Genomic DNA, 19441 nt, shown 5'->3' with positions numbered 1-19441 from the left:
AACATAGAATAATACTAACCCTAATTGAAGGGAGGTATAAAAGAATGTCCTGGAATAATGATTGCTGGAGTTCTAAGAAAAATCATTGTTGTGATGATTGGTGGAAATCTAAAGATAAGCGCCATTGTGATGACGATTGGTGGAAATCTAAAGACAAGCACCATTGTGATGATGATTGGAAGTTCAATCGAAATAAGTGTCGTTGTAACTGTTTCTTTATTTGTTGCCATTGTAAAAAGAAACATTGGTAAGATTTTCAGTACCAACTTAAAGGCAAAGAACATGCCTTTCGGACTGATAAATACTAGATTATAGTAATTAAAAAGCTGACTAATTATTGTCAGCTTTTTAATTACTTTACATACACACAGGCTTCATTTGCTGTTACATAGTATGCTTTACCTTTGCTATTATTATGCACTTTATTTCTCACCAAATTATTCTTTTGTATAGTAATAATTTAATCCTTTAGCATCTAACCATGCTGTTGCTTTATCTAGCTCGCTACCTTGACGATAATCCGACTCGAAATAAACAAGCCCCTGACGATCTCCTCGGGAAACAATTTTTGAAGTGTATCCAAGCTTATCCATCATTTGAATCATTTCGGGAATTAAATTTACACCAAATTCATAAGAAACCACCTTATTATGTTTGTTCACGATAATCTCCACTCCTTCTTCTTTATACGATTTATTTGTAAACCAATCTAACGACTTGCTTCCAATTAATTCATTCAAATCACACTTTCCAATACCAGGTACATTTCCTGTTTCAGTGTATTGCCAGATATCACATGGATAAGCTGGTCTATTCCCACCATAACGAGGAATCCATACAAAGTCAGATTTTACATTTACCATTCCGAATGGAGCATACATATGATGACCAACATATAAACCAACTTTCTTAGCACCTAATCGACGTAATTCATCGATAAAAGCCTGTGTACCTGCTCGCATATCATCCATGGTTTTCATTTCTACATCAGCCACCCAGACTGTTGCGCTCTTATCTCCACGATTCCAGAAGTCTCGAGCTTCTACACGTGCGTCATTCTCAGAAACGAAACGACAGAATGCATAGTTACCAAAAGGAATACCATGTTGCTTCATAGCTTGTACATATCCCTTATATAATGGATCTACATAATTCGAACCATCTTGTACACGAGCGATGATGAAATCAATGTATTGTTTTGCCACAGGCCAGTTAATATTACTATTCCATTTTGAAATATCTACAACGTGTCCCATTATTGAACATCTCCTTTTAGTGTAAGTTATTTTTTTCTAATACATCTTTTTGTTGTAGTCCCTTATTGCTCAAATAATTGTTCTTCCACGCCATATACAAAGTGAATGCACCTGTAATTACAGCTACTAAATCGTTTGTGATTTTGTCATCAATCGTTTGGTATCCGACAAGATTTAAGACACTATTAATCACAGCAATCACCAATACGACATAGCGACTAATTGATGCTACATCAAGATTTTTCATATTCTCACCTCCTTTCAAAAAAAAGTGACCGTATATACGATCACTTTCCTGCGAATTTAAAAAGAGCCATTATCCCACCAGTGATAATAGCTCCAACTACTGTAGTACCAATCCAAAATACTAACTTATCTAATCGATCAATTCGTAAATGAGCACTTTTCGCTGACTGCTGCGCTTCAATCGCAACATCTTTAACGTTACCAAGTGTGTCTAACTTTGTTTCTACCCTTGTTAATCCTACTAATAGCTCTTTAAAATCATCATGTTTTTGCTCTGGCATTGGTTCAACTCCTTTCCAAATAAAAGCCCTATTTTATACAAAATAAAAAAGCCTGCTTATGCACGCTTAATCTGTAATATCTAAATTAAAAAGTTCATTGCAATATGAACAGTACTCCCGCTCGGAACACCATTCACGAAAATCCCCCCATCAGGTTTTATTGTAACTTCACAAACTGCGGGTGTATATCCATATGCCAGTGCTGGAAAAGCAATGTGCTGTACAGGTCTAAATCCAACTGGTAGTGTAGCGAATACTGCCTCATTTTGAGGATTTCGAACTGAACCAATTACACTAATGTTTTCACCACTTCTCTTATATTTCATATCTCTATTAGCAACATTCTCTACCCCAGTTGTAGGAAGGTTAATCCAACCTGTATCATTTGCTTGTCTAATTGTTCCATCTGTTCGAAATTCTACTCTTTTGGACCAATCCCAAGTATCCCCCTGTTCCTTTGTAGAAGGGGCAAAAATCAGCTCTCCCTGCGCCCCTTTGTGAATGACTGTCTTATAAGAACGACTTCCCAGCACAATTGCGTTATCAATCTTAAATTCAAGTAATCCATTTATGATGTCGCCAGCTTTCTTAACAAGGTTTGTATTAGCGGAAACATTAAACGTTTTATTGTTACGATTATAATCCCAAACGCCTTGATTTCCTTTAACATCCCTAATCCCGTAATAACCATCCCCTGTTTGGTAGAAGTTGAGCTCTTCAACTCCTGCCGTAGAGAATGCTATTTTGTTAGTATTGGCTATACCCGCCCTGTCAAACAAGAGGTTGCCAGGCATCGTATCGCCACTTTTCTTAACAACATCCATAGCATTTAATTTCTGCTGTAACTCGTCTAACGTTTTCTTAATAATCTCAAACTCAGAAATATAGTTTTCGATTTTAATATTACCTTCTTTTACATCCCGTCTTAATGTAATCCGAATGTCTGGTGTACTCATTCGTTCTGTACTTTTTTCCATCACAAAATAAGCTGTCCAATCATCCGATGTGGAAACAGCTTGCGAGGACAACGTATATGAAAACACACCATTCTTTGCATCAACTATTTGGGCATCATCCCGAACGAACAGTCCGACTTGATTAATCGCTTCGTACTTTACTGCATACCCTGTTAAATCAACAAGTTGCCCCTTTTCTCTTACATTTACAGTAATCTTCAATCCGTTTTTATCATTTTGCCTCGAACGAATTGTTTTGGTAAACACAGGATCTGCTAAATCTATAATAATTTCCTCATTTCGCATGACTACACCTCTCTCTAACTATTCCTTTTCACGCGTCTAGGCGGTCTTCTTTGACGTTTTACTTTTTTTCTGTGTTTTATATTTCCTTTAGGCTTTATCGGCTCTAATTCTTCGATTCTAGCATCTGTTTTAGTTACATACTCCTGAAATGCTTTTACAGTCTGCGAAATCATTCCATATATGCCAACACCATTTTCTTTTGATTCATCCGGAAGTACAATTCCATAATGAGTTGTAATATCCTTTGTTGTAAGGATTGGATCTCTTTCTTTACGTTTCATACGCATATCATACAACTCGGCTACTTCTGTCTTAAGGTTATACTGTTTAATTTCCCAGCCCATTACCTTCTCTAACGCATCAAATTTAATATCACGTATATTCGTTTTATATTTCTTTTTAGAAGATACTTTAAAATCTGCTGCTAAAACACCATTGAAATAAGTACCTCCTCCACTTTTCACTTGCACATAGGTACTTTCATAATTTCTGTTATTCCGTAATAAGATGTTCTGAAATACGATGTCACTATCTCCACCAGGTGTCAACTTCAAATCCACAATTCGATCTCCATTTTGGCGGAAATTAAACCCTTCTTTTGCAGTGAAATAAGCACCACCTGTTCTACTTTCTAGAAAAAGATTATTTTGGCTTCTCAAAGAAGCATAGGATTCTTTTGACTCTAGTTCTAGGCTTTGATCCGCTTTTAGTTCCGCATGTCCATTTTGATTAAACGCAAGAGCCGCTGAAAAATAGACTCTTGTCGGATCACCATTTAGGTATCCATTCGATATTCCGATTCCTCCTGACTTTGGAGAACTTTCGAGTTGGTAAACTAACACTGCACCCTGCGTTGCTGTTATATCATTGTTGCCACCTAATACAATAGTGGGTTGCATGACATTACTTTGATTTATATAATAGCCCATGAAAATCCGAGTAATATACGATTCCATTAGCCTAATAAACTGTCTGGAAATAGAGACATAATTAGAATCATTGGCAGTTCTAAGAGTAGTTCCTGTTATTTCTCCGCCTTGAATCAAATTTCCATTCAATACTCCAGTTGTAATAAAATCCGCAACAATACGCCCATCTTTTGTCATTGCTATTTCATACGGACCATTTACCCCGTTTGATGAATAACCTAATCCGTTTATGTTCCACTGCCACACTTTTGAAGCTGTCATTTCATTTTTTGTGTCCATAATTAGAATTCGGTCTGGATATACACGAACATTTCCACCAAATCCTGAATTGATTAGTTTTGTTGCATTTTCTTTCGCTGCATCGAGTAAAGATCCTGGCATATTTGATAAATCTTGTTGAATTTGATCTACTTTACCCGCCATGTCTGTAAAAGATTCTTTAAAGTTACCAATGGTTATATTGATATATTCCTTTTTAATCGGATCATATTTATACGCAATGACTTTTGCTTGAATATCAATACCGTCTTCCTCATGTTTAACTGTAACAATATCGCCCATCCAGACACGCTGCAAAATTTTATATTCTTTATACTCCTCTGTTTGAGATAACTCTTGAAATTCAACCTTATATGTCGCTTTCGGTTGATCTACCATCTGAATATCAAACATAGCTTTAGCGGCTTGACGTAACCTTTTATATGCTTCTTCTACAGGTACTGCGTCTTCATCATTTGCATTTTTACCAATAGCTGCTTTTATATGATTAAATTCAATCACTCGTATTCTCGGATGTGGATATTTATTAATCAGTGGACTATCTACATATTTTTCTGGTAATAACAATCCGTCAAACCCTTGCGGCATAATTCTGGTAGTAGGGCTTTTCCAGTCCACACTTCCTTCATAACCTAACAAATCTTTTTTATGTCTTATTACTACTCCACGATTAGCTCCTCGGCTTTTCAGCATCTTAACATCGAAGTTGTCTCTTTTTAATTCCCCGCCCCATCGATTCACGAATGAGTTATCTTGACTCGTATCCAACATTGCTTCCACTGGATTCTTTCGAACAATACGTGCGGTGGATATATTCATTACGTCAGAATAAAAAGTAAAAGGATGCTTATACTGACAACCTGATGATAACCTAGCCATAGCCCCACTACCATTTGTGGGCTGTATAAATATATCTTCAATCAAGTTTTCCGTTAAATCATAAAAAATGTGATAACAAACCGCTTTGATTTCCCCCATGCTCACTTTAGGAGTCACCACGCGAAATAACTGATCCCCATCAGGAGTAGGAACTTTTATGATGCTCATTCCGTCAATCTTCGTTCCATATGGAGCAAATAAAGGGTAATTAAAATTAAAAACAAATAAACCGTTGAGTTCTTCCTCAACAGTTGCACTATAAATATGTTTATCTAAAACACCAATTCCGTTATGTGTAAAATCTGTTTCATTTGGTTTATATAAAGTAATCATTATTTATATCTCCATCTTGGTTGAATTGAAATAAATTGAATAGCACCTGACCACTCTATTTTATTTTCTCCTATTTGGAATTCTGGAAAACCACCAATCATCTTATCATTCATTGATACTGTACCACTGTATGCCTCTAATAATTCTGAATCTATTACAACAGAACCATTTACATCTTTAATCTGAAAAGAAACATCATTAATAAAAATTCGAAATGTACCATTCCCTGCAACGAACAACATTGGAGTTGATTCCATTGTACCTGGATTATAAATAGATCCAGGAGTACTCAACATTATGTTTGCATCTTCTGTATACTCAAACGGATCAAGCGTAAAGTCGATTTCAAACTCACCATGTTCTTCAATTTCATTTGCAATATCACCTACTACAACATGTTTAATTTTCCGATACACATCATCATCTGTAAAATATAGTGTCTTGCCATTCATCAACCAAGCCTTCATGCGCCGAACTAATGGCTTAATATTCTCTTCTTCAAGCATATTGAACTTTATTTTTAAAGGGACGTCTTTAAACGCTCCTTTTTTTGTAAGTGAGCCATGTCTACCCGGCACTTCAATATGTTCTACTTCCTGTTCTGCTGTAGGAATAACAGGGCGTTCTACCATACATATTCCATAGTCACTTGCTAACTGATTATCGATACCTATGTCTAGCAATTTAAGTCCTCCCTATTCCTATTTTTACATTACGGCCACGCTCAGCAAACCAATCATTTGCTTTTTCAAACATGCGATCAACATCACGTTCATTATTAATTGTGTTATAAAAATTAATTTCTACAGGACCGCTATCAATTTGTTGAACAATCGGTTGAACTGCTCCTGTTGCTAATGCTGACAGATTAGAAGCGATGTTATCTTGTTTGTTTATCCCATATAAATTCAACTTTTTAAAAGTATCATCAACCATGTTTGAAATATTATTAAGTGCGGATTGTAACCCATTACTTTTGTTTGTCTTTTGGTTTGGAGCATTATAAAAATCTCTAAAAATTTGCTCTCTGAAACCAGATATTTTTTTACCAATTTCTAGCCACTTATTCGAATTGTTAAATTCTTTTAGTATATCTTGAGCTGGGTCTCCCCCCTCTAGTATGCTACGAATATACCGCGCAATAGGACTATCGTCTTCTACTCCATCAAGAGTGAACTGTTCTAATTCTTTCCCAACTGCTTTTAATGCATCTCTCATATCCATTGGTAAATGAGTAATCCAATCATTAAGATAATCTCCATCATATAAAATTGCTTCAAAATAACTCCGAAGAGGATTGTTATTCATCATGTCATTTACAGTGGAGCTATTGAAAGTATTTAATGTTGTTTCTAATACTGAATATACTGAATTCGCTAAGTTTTTAGCTGCTGCAAGAACTGTTGAAATTGATTGTTCCATACCAACAGCAAGCCCCGCACCAACTTGTTTACCAACCTGATCCCTCATTTTTCGAGATGGACTATGGATGTCGAAGAAGGAAGTAAAACCATCAAGAATATCGTTACCTATAGACTTCACCTTACTTAACACTTTACCAGCCATGCTACCTAGACCATCTATCAATCCACTTATGATATCTTTACCTATCTTAAATAGATCGATTTTTCTTAATGTGTCAACGATTTTCGGTACAATATCTGTTACAATTGTCGAACCTAATTGCCCTACCATGCTGACAATCCCTTTTATTAAAGCCCAAATTAGTTGAACACCAGCTTCAAGGATTTTAGGTAGATTCTTAATTAACTCTCCTGCTAAAGTAACAATTAGCTTTAATGCGGCTGCAATTAATTCCGGTATCACCTTTACAATCCCAGCAATCAACATAAGTAAAATTTTCACACCAGCTTCCAGTATCTTCGGCAAGTTTGCAATTAATGTGGATGCTATTTTGACAATTAAATCTAATGCTGCATTAATAAGCTGTGGTAACACTTGTACGATACCATCAATAATGGCCATTAAAATCTTTACACCGGATTCAATTATTTTAGGTAAGTTTGTTAATAAAGTATCCGCCACTTTGGTTATAAGATTTATCGCTAAATCAATAAGTTGCGGTAGCATTTTAATGATTCCATCTATTAAGCTAGTTAAAACCTTAACACCAGCTTCAATAATCATAGGTAAATTCGCTGTAATGGCTTCAATTAAAGTTGTAATGACTGTAATAATCGCTAAAGCAATCATTGGTAAAGCTTGTGTGATTCCTGTAATTAATGAAACTAATAAATTTATTCCCATTTCAATTAACTGAGGTAAAAATGACATGATTCCGTTAATAATAGTTTGAATAATTGTTACAGCTATTTGGATTAACTGTGGAAGCATCTGCATAATTCCGTTTATTAAAGTTAGAATCAATTGAAGTCCTGTTTCTATCAGAGTAGGTAAGGCTTGTACAATTCCAGAAATTAAAGTTTGAATGATTTGTATTCCCATTTGAACAATCATAGGGAGATAGGTAGCAATCATCTGTGAAATTGTGTTTATAATCCCAACAATGGCTTCAAGCATAATTGGAGCTGCTACAACCAAACCATTCACAAGGTTTGAAATCATTTGTGATCCCGCTTCAAAAAATTGCGGTAATACTGTTGTTACGAAGTTAGCTATATTGTTAAAAATATTTGTAATAGTTTCAAGAATAATCCCTGAGTTTGCATTCAAATACTCCGCTATAGCTGGTAAATAACGAGATACCGAGACGAGCACACCAGGAAGCCCACCAATAATTGCTCCTGCGATTGTAGGGCCAATCATCTTAAAAATTTCACCTAACTGGCTAAAATCTCCCGAAAAGACCGCTTTTACTGCATCAAAAAGATGAAGGCATGCTTCACGTATCTTACTAACTGCCAATCCTATCATTTCAGCCGCATCTTGAAATCCTTTTGGCAAATGAGTAATCCAATCATTTAAATAATCTCCATCAACAGCCGTATAGAATAGATATTTACCTAGTGAAGATAATGCGTGTCCAAAGTTTTGAACGCTTTCAATTACATTCGTAATGCTATTTTTGAACCCTTCATTGGTTTGCCATAAATTTCTCATCCAAATAATCAATCCAGCAATAACCGCCGATGCAGCTATCACTCCACCTGCTACTAATGCAACTGGACCAGCAACAGCCCCAATACTCACACCCAATATACCAGCTATACTGGATAAGGTGACAAATACTGGGGCTAACGCCATACATGCTCCAACAAGAATCCCGAGCGCTGTTACAATTGTTGTTATAGCTGCTGATAACGCTGGGTGTTCCGAAACGAAGCCCGCAAAAGCACTTATTACATCAGCAATGACTCCCAAAACAGGTTCAAGTGCCATTTTCAAGTCGTTCATAGCTTTTTGAAACTTTACAGCTGGGCTGGCATCCATTTTCTTAATCATTTCATTTAGTTGTTCTTGATTCTTGTTTAAATCTATAACTTTATCTTGAGCTCTAATAAGTGTATTGGTGATATTCTGGCCTTGATCTTCATACATCGTTCCGAAAAGCTTAACACCAATCTCATTTCGCTTTGTTTCATCTTCAATACTAGCCAATGCTTTAGCAATCTCTGTCATAGCTGCCGAACCTTCTTTACCGCCTTTAGCCACAGATTGCCCCCACTTTTCTAACTGATCAGCCGAAATTTTAGTGCCTTCAAGAGCTTCTTTCATAGACTTGTCGACACCTTGACCAAATTCAGCCGCTTTAATACGGCCTTCTTTCAGTCCATCTAAGAGATTATCAATCATTTATATTCAACGTGATTCGCAACGTCACGCCCGTTCTTATGAACTGCTATACGTCACCGTATAGATTAGACTATATCTTCAACTACTTGAGTTGCTCCCCGTTTCGAGTGTCATTTGCTTACACCCTACGTCTCTCGACTAGTCGTTGCACGTTCCTTAATTAAAAGGCTTCGCTCAGTATTGTCTCATTTGAGAGTTCCACTGAATTAAAGGAGTTTTTCATTGTATGTCGCCATACAAGGGAACTATACTCTAATTCCAGGTACCTGTATCAACACCAGCCTCCATAATCGCTTGTACTTCTTCAGCATTGTAACCTGCTCGTGTTAGCTGCCCACCATATTCAGCGATAATGTCCAATTGCTCAGGAGGGAAACCGATTTTTAACAGACGATTTGTTAGACCTAAAGCCGTATCACTAGTTATTCCTAATTCATTACCGATTTCATTCGCTTCTTGAATTAACTCAGTAAAATCTATACCTGCATAGGCACTTGCAATGGCTCCTGCTCCTTTTACAATGGAAGCATTAGCTTTATCACTGACAGTTTGATTTAATGCCCATTGTCTACGTGTACCCTCAAGTGCTTCTTCCACATCAACACCATAAGCTTCTAAACCGCGAACCGCTTCTTCTACTGATTTTTTAGAGGATGCTGGAACTTCAAAAGAAACATCAATTTTTGTTTTTAATTTAGAGGTATCAAGTGCTTGCTCAATGGCTCCTGAAATACCACCACCAGCCATTAATCCACCTAGAATATTTTCTAAACCAATATCTAATTCTTTGAAACTGTGCGATGCTCTCTCCGCTTCTCGTGAAAGGTCCCTCAAATCATTTCGAACTTGTTGTAATGAGTTCCCATCATCTATAGAACGAAGAGATCGCTGTAATTTTTCAATATCTGCTTCTGAACCTAATGCTTCACGACCGATGATTTTAATCGCTTGCTCTAACTGCCTGGCTGTCGCCGTACCGTTTCGTATTGCGTTTGTAAGGTTATTCCCTAATGCATTTGCAAAATGGTCTACACTCGTTTCAGTCGCATCAAAGAATGTCTTTAATTGTTTCGTTGCATTTTCTTGTTCCTGCAAACTTCTATTCGTCACACTTAATTGATTCTGCAACTGTTGTTCTGCTGTCCGAGCTTGTATAAGCTGCGTTTCATACCTTTGGATTTCACTAGCATTTTCGCCATACTGCTGTTTGGCTTGATCTAACTGTTTTTGATAATTTTGTACTTTACTAGCTGCAACAGTATGTTGCTCTCCAAGATTATCTATTTTCAAACGTAACTTTTCTATTTCTGAAGCATTTTCACCAAGCGTTGCTTTTTGTAACTCGTATTGAGCATTCAACTTAGAAAGAGAAGATTGCAACTGCTCTTCCTGTCCTTTTAGCTCTTTCAGTTTTTGAGCTGCCTTAGCTGTTTCGCTTGTTCTTTCCTGTTCAGCATCTCTCGCCTGTTTTAAACTTTCAGAAGTTTGTTTAATACTATTCGCTAACTGTTGTTCTGTTATTTGTTGGCTTCGTAACTTTGATTCCAACTTTGCTACAACAGTAGAATTTTCTCCGTACAATTCTTTAGCACGTTGTAAATGTTCAGCCGTTGCTTGCGTAGCCCTATGTGCAACTGCATACTGTTGGGAAAGGTTTTGAAGCTTTGCTTGTAGTTTTTCTGAATCAGTAGCATTTAACTTCATCTGCTCTTCTTGCAATTTCATTTCTTGACGAAGTTTTTTAGTTTCCTGATTCATGCCCTTCATAGCATCATTAAAATCTTTATTTTGCGCTTTAAATATAACTTCAACTTCCGAATTATTTCTTGCCATTTTCTCACCTACCTTTACTTGGGATTGTTACGCCATGCTTCAAACGCTGTAATCCCTGCGTAAATACGCTCAACAGACGAAATTGGCTCATGCCAAAAAGTCTCTGGATCTATTCCAGAGACTAGACAATACAAGACGTATTTATCCTCCACACATTCGATTTTTATGTCTGGATTTTTTACTTTTTTTCACCATTACCGCCGCTATTTGTACTTTTTTGGAACGCTATCGCAAATTGATTTGGATCTTGACTGATTACATCCACAACAAGTTTCGTATATAGTTCAATAGATTCTGCTAATGAATCATGATACTTCTGTAAGAAATCATCAAATGTTAACTTCTCTTTTGGGTTTGCGCCTTTAAACGCCATATAAATTACCTTATGGATACTTGTTTGATCGATTTGTTCTAAAGCTGATAAATCTTTATTATCCTCATTTCTTAATCCATCTAATGCTTGGAATTTCACAATATCAGCAATAATCGAACTAGTAATAAGCCCTTCTTCTTGGCCTTTTTTCAAAGCATAATTTGTTAAAAATGCTGGATAGTCCTGTTCGTTAACAAAACTCTTTTCATACTCACCATCTACTTTTTTAAATTCCACTTCTTTTAATGTTATTTTTTGAACTTTCATCTGCGATTTCCTCACTTTCATTTTCTTCTCATTTAAATCCAAAAGAAAAAGCCCTATATGAAACTAAGGCTTTAAGCTGAAGTTGTTCCTTTCACTAGAGCTGAATTAAATTGTGTATGCCATTTTTGAGCGACTGTTGCATCTGCTAATTCATCCACGAACGCTTCATAATAGAATTTATTTAAATCATCTGGTAAGGCCGAGAATTCTAATTCCATCATTGCCAATTCTTCCTCACCATTCGCAATAGCAAATTTAAAGCCAGTAGAGTTTGAGCAATTTGGAAACGCAATAAGTTTTACAACATCTTGAAACTCATCTACTACATCAGCCGTAAACACAAAATCATATCCCTTTGAATCACTACCGAACGCCCATACACCCGGCTTTAATCCAGTTGTATTAAAACCAAAATAATCTCTTGCTACTTTAACAGGAATATGCGCTGAAACAGTAACTTTAAGTTCCGTGGTTTTCGATTTCTTTTTCAAAGTCACGCCACCACATGTTTTTTTCATTTCCTTGTTTTCTGGTTCACCTTCAATTGATCCTACACATCCAAATTTTGTTCCTGGCTCTTGCGTTCCTTTCTTCTTAAATTGAATACTTGCATTCGCAATCGACACGGAATCAAATTCTTCAATTACTTTAACCATTTAAAATTCCTCCTCCAATACTTTATCTACACCTTTGTGTAGCTCTCCTAAAATTCTTGGCCTAGCGTTTACAATCCCACGCTCCGCAAATCGTTGTTCTAAGGGATTATGTGAACCCCTTCCTTCGTTCGGGAATACTAGATAACCAAACGATCCTTTTTTATTAGCTGACCCACCACGGGCTAATATCCTAAAACCTAAATTCATCTTTTCGCTTTTTGACCAGTTGCTATCTTTGGCATGGGTTTTATTTCGAACACTCCATTTAGAACGAGATACCGGAATAAGCTTTGTAATCTCTTCTATTGCAATTCGTATACCGTCCGTGTGGAGGATGGTATTGATTGTAGGTTCCATCTTATTTGGTAATAACCGCATTTTTTCTTCAAGCTTTTCTATCGCTTCATAATCAAGCTCAAATGCACTCAATTGGAATCACCCTCTTAAACGTAAAAACAACACGATCAATAAAACGATCTGTATCTTTCACTTGAAGGCGATCGCTTTTAGAAACTACAAAGGATACCATTTTCACCTTGCCAACCCACGAAATAATATCAATGACCTGCTCATCTAAATTCGATTGATTTTCCGATAAATAACTGACATATATACTTTGAGAAATTGTACGCTCATTAGAAGACGGTTGAAACTCACCATATTCTAAAATAAAACAGTGGTATCCCTCTTCTGTTAACTGCGATTCTTCATCTTCTGCTAGTTCATCCTCAACAACTAAAAGCTTAAATCCGTCTTCAAGGGCTTTTTTAATGCCACTTCTCTGCTCCTTCATAAGCTTTTTAGATTTTTCATTCACGAGATTTCACCGCCTGCTGCAAATAAAAGAAAAGGTATTGTTTGTTAGAATCATAATCCGCTTTAATCACGTCATATTCGATTCCATCCATTAATACCTTAAGTTTATTTTTATTTATTTTTCTAAAGGAAGGTGGATACAGTGTTTTAACTTTTACATCTAATCCCGTTGTTAAAACGCCCACCATTTTGTAATCACTGTCCCGTAAAGACATCACTTTATAGGCAAGCTTCCCTTCTTCATGAAACTTCTCACCTATTCTTTTGCCCTCTTCTGAACGCTCTGTTTTTTTATATCCGTATTGTAGAAATCCGTCATTTAAGGTTTCTCTATACGATTTAAGAACCATTGATTACACCAACTTTTCCTAAAGCCACATCTAAAATAAGCCTGGATAATTCATTTTTATAATTTTTTTCAAACTCATCACCTGCATTGTTATAAACATAACGACAACGTTCTAACAACAAATCTTTCGGGGTTAGCTCCTTTGAAAAATCAAAAGACGCATTTGTTAAACCCAACAAATACGCCTCTCCTTTTTCCAAAAGTTTTATTAAACTAGCATCCTCTTCATTCCAGGTGATTTTAAGAACATCTTTTAGTTCATTCAAAAGCTCATCCATTCGCATCCCCTTCTAATAAAGTGATAAGTTCAGCCTTTGTTGCATTGGACTTGTATTCAATAGCACTTTGATCTAATAAAGACTGAATCTCTACCTTCGTTAATGCTGAATAATTCCTCTCTTCAACAGGAGAGGATGGATTAGGGCGTTGTAGTGCCTTCTTTCGCTTCTAGCGCTGTAATGTCAAATACAGTGAACGAATCAGGATCTAACGGACGACCATTTGCGAGTTGACGAACGAGATATAAACGTTGATCTTCAATTAAACGGATTGTATCGTCTGACTCTAAACGTTGTTCTGAAGCAACTCCCATAAAGTAATCTTTCGGTTTACCAGAGATCATTGTATTTAATGGGACGGCTGGCGACTGGACCATCGTTAAACCTGGCACTCCAAAATTATCATATGTCCAAGTACCATCATCTTTACGTTTTGCACCAATCGGGAAAAATTTTGTTGCATAATCTAAAGGATTCACAATAAGCGTTACCCCTGTATAGCGTTTCGTTCCTCCTTTAGTAGTAGGAGCTAAGATTTTTTTACCGATTGTTACAGGAGTAAAGTCTTCTAAAACGACTTTCTTTTTATCTGGATAAATACCATCTGTTACTGATCCTTTTAAATCTTTGATCATACCAATTGGTTGTTTTTTCCCTGTCCCTATAACAATAACTTTTTCTAATTCTTCTGCTACAACTTCTTTCATAAATGCACGCACATACTTATCTAACCACTCAGGACCTAGTTCAAACATAGCTTTACATACAACTAAAAATCCGCTAAGTTTGTACATTCCTTCTTCAATTGTTTCAAAACCTTCGTCAATCATCTCTCTAATTGAGTCACATACATCACCCCAAAACGCTGTCGTAGTGCCCTCTTTTCTAACAACCCAATGTGTCTTTGCTCCTACGGTTTGGAAATTAACAAGAGAAAGTAACGGATGTTCCTTTTCTAAATCTTCAAAAACTCGTTCGAAAACAGTGGGCGGCATCAATTGATGTGTTTCGCTAAATGATTTAACTTCAATTGATGCATTATAAAATTTCTTTTCTTCATTTGTTAAAACACGCACACCGCGAGAGGCCAACACTTGAGCATCCCAATTTTCATTTTTTGCTTGTTGTGCTTCATTAATTACATCGTTCATCATATCTTGAAAATGTTGCATATTGTTTTCCATATTTGCGACAATTCGTGCCGCTACCGCTTGTGCATCACCTGTTTCAAGCGCCTCTTTTACATTATTAATTTGTTGATCTTTATTTTCGATTATCGGACGATCTAAATTTTTAATAGTCATCTTATTCCCTCCTGTTTTTAAGACAATAAAAAAAGCACTGCTTTACGCGTGCTTAAATTTGTTAAGTATATTTTCAGTTGAACCTGCTGCTACTGGTTCATTCTGTTGGTTATTTTTATTTCGGAATTTCTGAAGTACATTATTTTTAAATTCCTCTGGATCTACCACATCGTCATCTTCTACATGTTCATTTACTTTATGAGCCAATCCAATCTCTACTGCCTCATTGGCAGTAAACCATGTTTCATTCGCAATCATTGTCTCAATTTCTGAACGTTCCCCTTGATAACGGGTCATATAAATATCCGCAAGCGATTTATCAATTCCCTCAAGAGCATTCAATGTCTTGCGAATATCTAATTTTGTTCCCCAAGTCCATGTAGAGGCTTCATGAATCATTAACATAGAACCTGTATTCATAATTAGTTCGTCTGCTGCCATTGCAATAATAGATGCGGCACTTGCGGCCAGTCCATCTACGTTAATGATAATTTTTGCCGGGTGATTTTTTAGTTGGTTATAAATTGCAATTCCATCGAATACATCCCCACCAGGACTATTCAAATTGATATTAATAATATTTGCTGAAGTAGCTTTTAATGTTCTCTCAACATCAACTGCGGATGTAGAATCACTCCACCATGATTCACCAATATCACCATAAATCGTTATGTCCAGCGAATCAGCTTTCGCTTCTGCCTTAAAGGCATGTTGAACATTAGCTAGATGGTTATATTTTTCATTCTTGTAACGTTTCATCCTTTTCACCTCCTTCCAGTGAATCCGCTTCTTGATAGTTTTTTGTTACATGTCTTCTGTTTGCCCATTCTTCATCAATAGGCTCTTTTCCAAGCATCATTATCACATCATTAATTGTTAGACCACCAATAGCAAATAATTTATCCATTGCGGTTGATAATTTCGTAATATCAACAATCTTAATTTTTGTTGTATCAATTTTTAAATATGTTCTTTTTAAATACTCTTCTTTTTTGTACATCTTTCGATTAAATTCATCTTGTATCAATTCAGCAATCGGATTAATACAAAATGCTAAAAATGAATCCATTTGCTTTTCAATATCAGCCACATCACCTTTTAAAATGCCGATAGGCACATGAAAAGCCGTTGCTACATAACCAAATATATCACTGACTAAATCGCTAATATCACGGCTTGTGCTATTGTTTGCTACGCCGTTTTTACTATCACTCATATCTTCAATTTCATATCCATTTTGTAATTGAAAAGCGGAACCTACTTTATCTGCGTTAAACCAATTTTTTAACTGACCTTCAAACATTTCATCAATCGCGGCTTGCGTTTCTGGATCTTGCGCTCTTAGAAAATCACCTTTAATTAACAAGCGCTTATTATTTTTTCTTTTATAATAGTCAATGGACGATGCAAGCAATTTCCCAAAACTGTTATACATTCCATCTATGACTTGCATAATATTGCGGTCATTTAATTTAAAATGAAATACTTCAGATTCATTAAATGATTTATCAAAGGTGAAGTCACCAATTGTTATATCGTTATAAATGTTTTCTTTTAACGCAAACTTAGTAATATCAAACGAATCTGCAATATATAATTGCTTATTTTGCATAATTACTACACATTCATTTTCCATAATTAAGTGATTAACTAAGCTATGCATAAATTCTGATGCATTTTGATTTTGATTAGGTTGTACATTAAGCAAATAATGATTCTCACCACGTTTTTCTTTCCCTTTTTCAAACGTTTGAAATTCACTCCTAGTTAGAGCATTAGCTATTAAATCAATACAACTTTCTACAGCTAATTTTTTATAATAATAATCAACACTCAATTCATAAAGACATTCCTTTAAAGTAATCGTGTTATTACTTCCTAGAAATCCGCTTATCCATTCTCTTAATCCCATATTCTCACCACCTTTTACACATTAAATGATCTAAATATCTTTCTAACATTCTCTTTTGTTAAAGCATTAGATTCTTTCAATTCACTATCTAAATTAAGAGCATGTAAAAAAGCGTGAAAACCATCTGTTTTCCGCTTCTCTGGATCAATCTTTGCATATTCAATATTCCCATTGTTCTTATTATCCTTGAAAGTATTCCATACATACCAACGCATTAATAAGTCATCACCAAATACTAACTTCCCATTGATAAATAAATCATCAACAAGTGGCGATAATTTCGAATGCGTAATATGTCCCCTTCTTACAATCTCGACTTCAAAACCTGCTTCTTCAAGTACAGGACCTAATACACTTGCACGATGCGAGTCCATACAAATCTTTTTAATTCTGTATTTCTTAGCCATTTCTAAGAACCAATTTTTAACCCGATGTGGATCAATAGATTTTTCAGTTCGAATAATCGTACATAATTCTTTCGCTTCCGCTTCTCGGATAACATCCATATTTATATCTTGAATATCTAGTGCAACTTGATTAATAAAAGAATGATGTAACCAATATCGTTTATTATCTTTTTTAAACAATAGACCCATTCCACAAAAATCTCGTACTTGTGCAAAATCCACAGCACCAATACATTCAAATCCAGACAAATCTGGTATTGGTTGATTTGTTCGCTCTAATTCATCCCAGGTACAAACTGTTTCTAAGATATTTGAAATTGGAATATTCATACGCTTTGTCATAAATTCGACTCGCAATTTTGAATTACGTTGCATCTTTTGGTATTCCCGTTTCATTTTTATCTTTAGCTCATCATTGTATGGTAAAGAAGGATTAGCTTTCTCCCAATTTGCTGGATCATCAACCTCGCCTTCACTATCTAACTTACAAATGAATGGTAAGAAATGAATGTCCTCAATCTCGCCAGATAAAATTAATTTTGCTGTTTCTTTTAAATCATCAAGTGGCCCACCTCTTACGTGTCCATCTGTGGTGGTATAAATGATTCGGGAACCTCTTACTTTACCTTGACCACTTGTATAGACATTGATATTATCGTAATTTTCGTATTCATGTGCCTCATCAAAAATTACACATCCAGTACGTTTACCGTCTTTTGTCCGAGAGTTGGAAGTGTTATAATTCATCACTGAATTTGTTTTTTTATGTTGAATTTCTTCTAATGTCCATTTAAAGATTTTTTTAAACTTCTCTTTAAAAGATGGCGTACTTATAACATTATATACATCAGTAAATGTTCTCTTCGCTTGATCTTCACTGGTTGCAACTACATCAATATCGTAATTATTAATACCATGATGTCCGGTCATCATATAAAAAGAATCATATGCCATATAACCTGTTTTACCGCCACCACGACCCATTAATATTAAAACTTCATCAAATACAATACGATCATCTTTTTTGAAGCGCACACCATACATCAATGCATTTAAAAACTTTTGCCATGGGAATAATTCAAACGGAAAATATTTAGCAGGAACATTAATAGAATCTTCTGCTGCTTTAGCATTGAAGTAGATGTCGTCTCGACTTAACATTTTCCGAACATATTTCATTAATAATTTTTGTTCTTTACATGATTTGATTTGACCACTTTCTACCATACTCATATATTCATCGATATATGGATGGTATGTTGCCGATTTCTTAGACATCATCGTCATCATTACTTCCATCGTATACAGGTTCTTTTAAACCAAGCACTTTTAATAAGTCCGTCATACGCTTATTGGTTTCACGAAATTCTTTCGTAGCTGGATTAGCTTTCATTCCCTTTTGGCTTTCACTATTCTGCCATTCAATCATTGGTCCATTCTTTTTAATTTCTCTCGCTAATTTGTTTTTCGTATCGAACAATGTTATGTAATCGTCGACAAGGTCAACATAGTGCATACCATTCAAATTAGCATTTTCCAATTGTTGTAATAAATCTTGTTTGATTTGTGCTTTCTTTGATAGTTTTTGCACATGTACCCCCCCTCTTAATTTGATATCTCAAAAAATATTTTTTCCCATCTCCTCCCCCCGTTGAACGGTCCTCCTACTAAAAGCCGAACTTTTTGACCGGGGGGTGTTTAAGAAACTAATTCAAAGTAAGTTTCAATAAAATCCAAAATAAAAAAGACTTCTTCACTAGAAATCTTTAGCATGTCTGTTGTAAATATTAAATTCTCTTCTTCTTGCAATCTTTCTCTAACATCATTAAGTTTAAGTCGTTTGCACTTTCTTGGGTTCACACAATCTCTTATTTGGCAGTAACGCCAGTAAGCATACTTTCGGAACTGATTAAGCATGTCGCGCTCATATGACGTACGCTCGTCCTTCTCAGCGTATTGAATCATTAAGTCAGTATCAAATGTCCAACTACCATCCACAATAATCAT

21 protein-coding genes are annotated in these 19441 nt (G+C 35.7%); 1 reads left to right on the top strand and 20 read right to left on the bottom strand.

What is annotated here, in order from left to right; all coding sequences use genetic code 11:
- The first annotated feature begins 57 nt into the window (after positions 1-57).
- Positions 58-315 (top strand): hypothetical protein, encoded by a 258-nt coding sequence (locus tag MKY21_RS13075; RefSeq protein ID WP_000560126.1) that lies wholly within the window; start codon positions 58-60, stop codon positions 313-315.
- Between the two features lie 122 nt (positions 316-437).
- Here the strand turns inward: MKY21_RS13075 and MKY21_RS13070 are convergent, their stop codons facing one another.
- The 20 genes from MKY21_RS13070 to MKY21_RS12975 form a co-directional block, all read right to left on the bottom strand.
- Positions 438-1256 (bottom strand): GH25 family lysozyme, encoded by an 819-nt coding sequence (locus tag MKY21_RS13070; RefSeq protein WP_000510233.1) that lies wholly within the window; start codon positions 1254-1256, stop codon positions 438-440.
- A 16-nt stretch (positions 1257-1272) separates the two neighbouring features.
- On the bottom strand, positions 1273-1503 hold the full coding sequence (locus MKY21_RS13065) for a phage holin (protein WP_000792698.1): 231 nt from the start codon (positions 1501-1503) through the stop codon (positions 1273-1275).
- Between the two features lie 40 nt (positions 1504-1543).
- Positions 1544-1783 (bottom strand): hemolysin XhlA family protein, encoded by a 240-nt coding sequence (locus MKY21_RS13060; RefSeq protein ID WP_001115042.1) that lies wholly within the window; start codon positions 1781-1783, stop codon positions 1544-1546.
- Between the two features lie 80 nt (positions 1784-1863).
- Positions 1864-3045 carry a BppU family phage baseplate upper protein gene (locus MKY21_RS13055; protein ID WP_341076456.1) on the bottom strand — a complete coding sequence of 394 codons (1182 nt, stop codon included), beginning with the start codon at positions 3043-3045 and terminating at the stop codon, positions 1864-1866.
- A 14-nt stretch (positions 3046-3059) separates the two neighbouring features.
- A complete protein-coding gene (locus MKY21_RS13050; RefSeq protein ID WP_033693047.1) occupies positions 3060-5465 on the bottom strand; it encodes a phage tail spike protein in 2406 nt (801 codons plus the stop codon).
- Positions 5465-6148, bottom strand: a complete 684-nt coding sequence (locus MKY21_RS13045; protein WP_033693004.1) for a distal tail protein Dit — start codon at positions 6146-6148, stop codon at positions 5465-5467. The genes MKY21_RS13050 and MKY21_RS13045 overlap by 1 nt, the downstream gene beginning before the upstream one ends.
- A 1-nt stretch (position 6149) precedes the next feature.
- Entirely contained in the window at positions 6150-8984 is a 2835-nt protein-coding gene (locus tag MKY21_RS13040; protein WP_341077910.1) for a hypothetical protein, read from the bottom strand.
- Positions 8985-9491: 507 nt separating this feature from the next.
- Complete coding sequence (locus MKY21_RS13035) at positions 9492-11072, bottom strand: hypothetical protein (RefSeq protein WP_341076452.1); 1581 nt, start codon at positions 11070-11072, stop codon at positions 9492-9494.
- A gap of 178 nt (positions 11073-11250) precedes the next feature.
- The gene (locus tag MKY21_RS13030; RefSeq protein WP_000867962.1) at positions 11251-11712 is read right to left on the bottom strand and encodes a hypothetical protein; all 462 of its coding nucleotides are present in this window, start codon (positions 11710-11712) and stop codon (positions 11251-11253) included.
- A gap of 71 nt (positions 11713-11783) precedes the next feature.
- Positions 11784-12368, bottom strand: coding sequence for a hypothetical protein (locus MKY21_RS13025; protein ID WP_033693050.1), 585 nt, complete (start codon positions 12366-12368; stop codon positions 11784-11786).
- Positions 12369-12797 carry a hypothetical protein gene (locus tag MKY21_RS13020; protein WP_033693051.1) on the bottom strand — a complete coding sequence of 143 codons (429 nt, stop codon included), beginning with the start codon at positions 12795-12797 and terminating at the stop codon, positions 12369-12371. It abuts the gene before it with no gap.
- The gene (locus tag MKY21_RS13015) at positions 12784-13185 is read right to left on the bottom strand and encodes a hypothetical protein (RefSeq protein ID WP_229172752.1); all 402 of its coding nucleotides are present in this window, start codon (positions 13183-13185) and stop codon (positions 12784-12786) included. The genes MKY21_RS13020 and MKY21_RS13015 overlap by 14 nt, the downstream gene beginning before the upstream one ends.
- Positions 13178-13534, bottom strand: a complete 357-nt coding sequence (locus tag MKY21_RS13010) for a phage head closure protein (protein WP_033693052.1) — start codon at positions 13532-13534, stop codon at positions 13178-13180. The genes MKY21_RS13015 and MKY21_RS13010 overlap by 8 nt, the downstream gene beginning before the upstream one ends.
- Positions 13524-13811, bottom strand: coding sequence for a hypothetical protein (locus MKY21_RS13005; protein WP_033693053.1), 288 nt, complete (start codon positions 13809-13811; stop codon positions 13524-13526). Before MKY21_RS13005 ends, MKY21_RS13010 begins: the two co-directional genes overlap by 11 nt.
- A 140-nt stretch (positions 13812-13951) precedes the next feature.
- Positions 13952-15115, bottom strand: a complete 1164-nt coding sequence (locus MKY21_RS13000; protein WP_341076444.1) for a phage major capsid protein — start codon at positions 15113-15115, stop codon at positions 13952-13954.
- A 42-nt stretch (positions 15116-15157) separates the two neighbouring features.
- Complete coding sequence (locus tag MKY21_RS12995; RefSeq protein WP_341076442.1) at positions 15158-15874, bottom strand: head maturation protease, ClpP-related; 717 nt, start codon at positions 15872-15874, stop codon at positions 15158-15160.
- Positions 15855-17027 carry a phage portal protein gene (locus tag MKY21_RS12990; RefSeq protein WP_341076439.1) on the bottom strand — a complete coding sequence of 391 codons (1173 nt, stop codon included), beginning with the start codon at positions 17025-17027 and terminating at the stop codon, positions 15855-15857. Before MKY21_RS12990 ends, MKY21_RS12995 begins: the two co-directional genes overlap by 20 nt.
- 14 nt (positions 17028-17041) lie before the next feature.
- Positions 17042-18721, bottom strand: a complete 1680-nt coding sequence (locus MKY21_RS12985) for a terminase TerL endonuclease subunit (RefSeq protein ID WP_000178388.1) — start codon at positions 18719-18721, stop codon at positions 17042-17044.
- Complete coding sequence (locus tag MKY21_RS12980) at positions 18705-19025, bottom strand: P27 family phage terminase small subunit (protein WP_001170969.1); 321 nt, start codon at positions 19023-19025, stop codon at positions 18705-18707. The genes MKY21_RS12985 and MKY21_RS12980 overlap by 17 nt, the downstream gene beginning before the upstream one ends.
- A gap of 107 nt (positions 19026-19132) precedes the next feature.
- Positions 19133-19441: a hypothetical protein gene (locus MKY21_RS12975; protein WP_000587661.1), complete on the bottom strand. Its 309-nt coding sequence runs from the start codon at positions 19439-19441 to the stop codon at positions 19133-19135.

Source organism: Bacillus sp. FSL R9-9497 (genome assembly GCF_038005805.1).
GTDB lineage: Bacteria > Bacillota > Bacilli > Bacillales > Bacillaceae_G > Bacillus_A > Bacillus_A cereus.
Note: the sequence above shows the minus strand (reverse complement) of the source record. Positions and strands in the feature narration are given on the sequence as shown.

Bases quoted from the DNA above. Each gene is read 5' to 3' on its own strand.
- MKY21_RS13035 (WP_341076452.1), bottom strand. From the start codon at position 11,072: ATGGCAAGAAATAATTCGGAAGTTGAAGTTATATTTAAAGCGCAAAAT.
- MKY21_RS13065 (WP_000792698.1), bottom strand. From the start codon at position 1,503: ATGAAAAATCTTGATGTAGCATCAATTAGTCGCTATGTCGTATTGGTG.
- MKY21_RS13040 (WP_341077910.1), bottom strand. From the start codon at position 8,984: ATGTATGAAGATCAAGGCCAGAATATCACCAATACACTTATTAGAGCT.
- MKY21_RS13075 (WP_000560126.1), top strand. From the start codon at position 58: ATGATTGCTGGAGTTCTAAGAAAAATCATTGTTGTGATGATTGGTGGA.
- MKY21_RS13010 (WP_033693052.1), bottom strand. From the start codon at position 13,534: ATGGTTCTTAAATCGTATAGAGAAACCTTAAATGACGGATTTCTACAA.
- MKY21_RS13025 (WP_033693050.1), bottom strand. From the start codon at position 12,368: ATGGTTAAAGTAATTGAAGAATTTGATTCCGTGTCGATTGCGAATGCA.
- MKY21_RS12995 (WP_341076442.1), bottom strand. From the start codon at position 15,874: ATGAAACGTTACAAGAATGAAAAATATAACCATCTAGCTAATGTTCAA.
- MKY21_RS13000 (WP_341076444.1), bottom strand. From the start codon at position 15,115: ATGACTATTAAAAATTTAGATCGTCCGATAATCGAAAATAAAGATCAA.
- MKY21_RS13005 (WP_033693053.1), bottom strand. From the start codon at position 13,811: ATGGATGAGCTTTTGAATGAACTAAAAGATGTTCTTAAAATCACCTGG.
- MKY21_RS12975 (WP_000587661.1), bottom strand. From the start codon at position 19,441: ATGATTATTGTGGATGGTAGTTGGACATTTGATACTGACTTAATGATT.
- MKY21_RS13030 (WP_000867962.1), bottom strand. From the start codon at position 11,712: ATGAAAGTTCAAAAAATAACATTAAAAGAAGTGGAATTTAAAAAAGTA.
- MKY21_RS13050 (WP_033693047.1), bottom strand. From the start codon at position 5,465: ATGATTACTTTATATAAACCAAATGAAACAGATTTTACACATAACGGA.
- MKY21_RS12990 (WP_341076439.1), bottom strand. From the start codon at position 17,027: ATGGGATTAAGAGAATGGATAAGCGGATTTCTAGGAAGTAATAACACG.
- MKY21_RS13060 (WP_001115042.1), bottom strand. From the start codon at position 1,783: ATGCCAGAGCAAAAACATGATGATTTTAAAGAGCTATTAGTAGGATTA.
- MKY21_RS13055 (WP_341076456.1), bottom strand. From the start codon at position 3,045: ATGCGAAATGAGGAAATTATTATAGATTTAGCAGATCCTGTGTTTACC.
- MKY21_RS12985 (WP_000178388.1), bottom strand. From the start codon at position 18,721: ATGACGATGATGTCTAAGAAATCGGCAACATACCATCCATATATCGAT.
- MKY21_RS13070 (WP_000510233.1), bottom strand. From the start codon at position 1,256: ATGGGACACGTTGTAGATATTTCAAAATGGAATAGTAATATTAACTGG.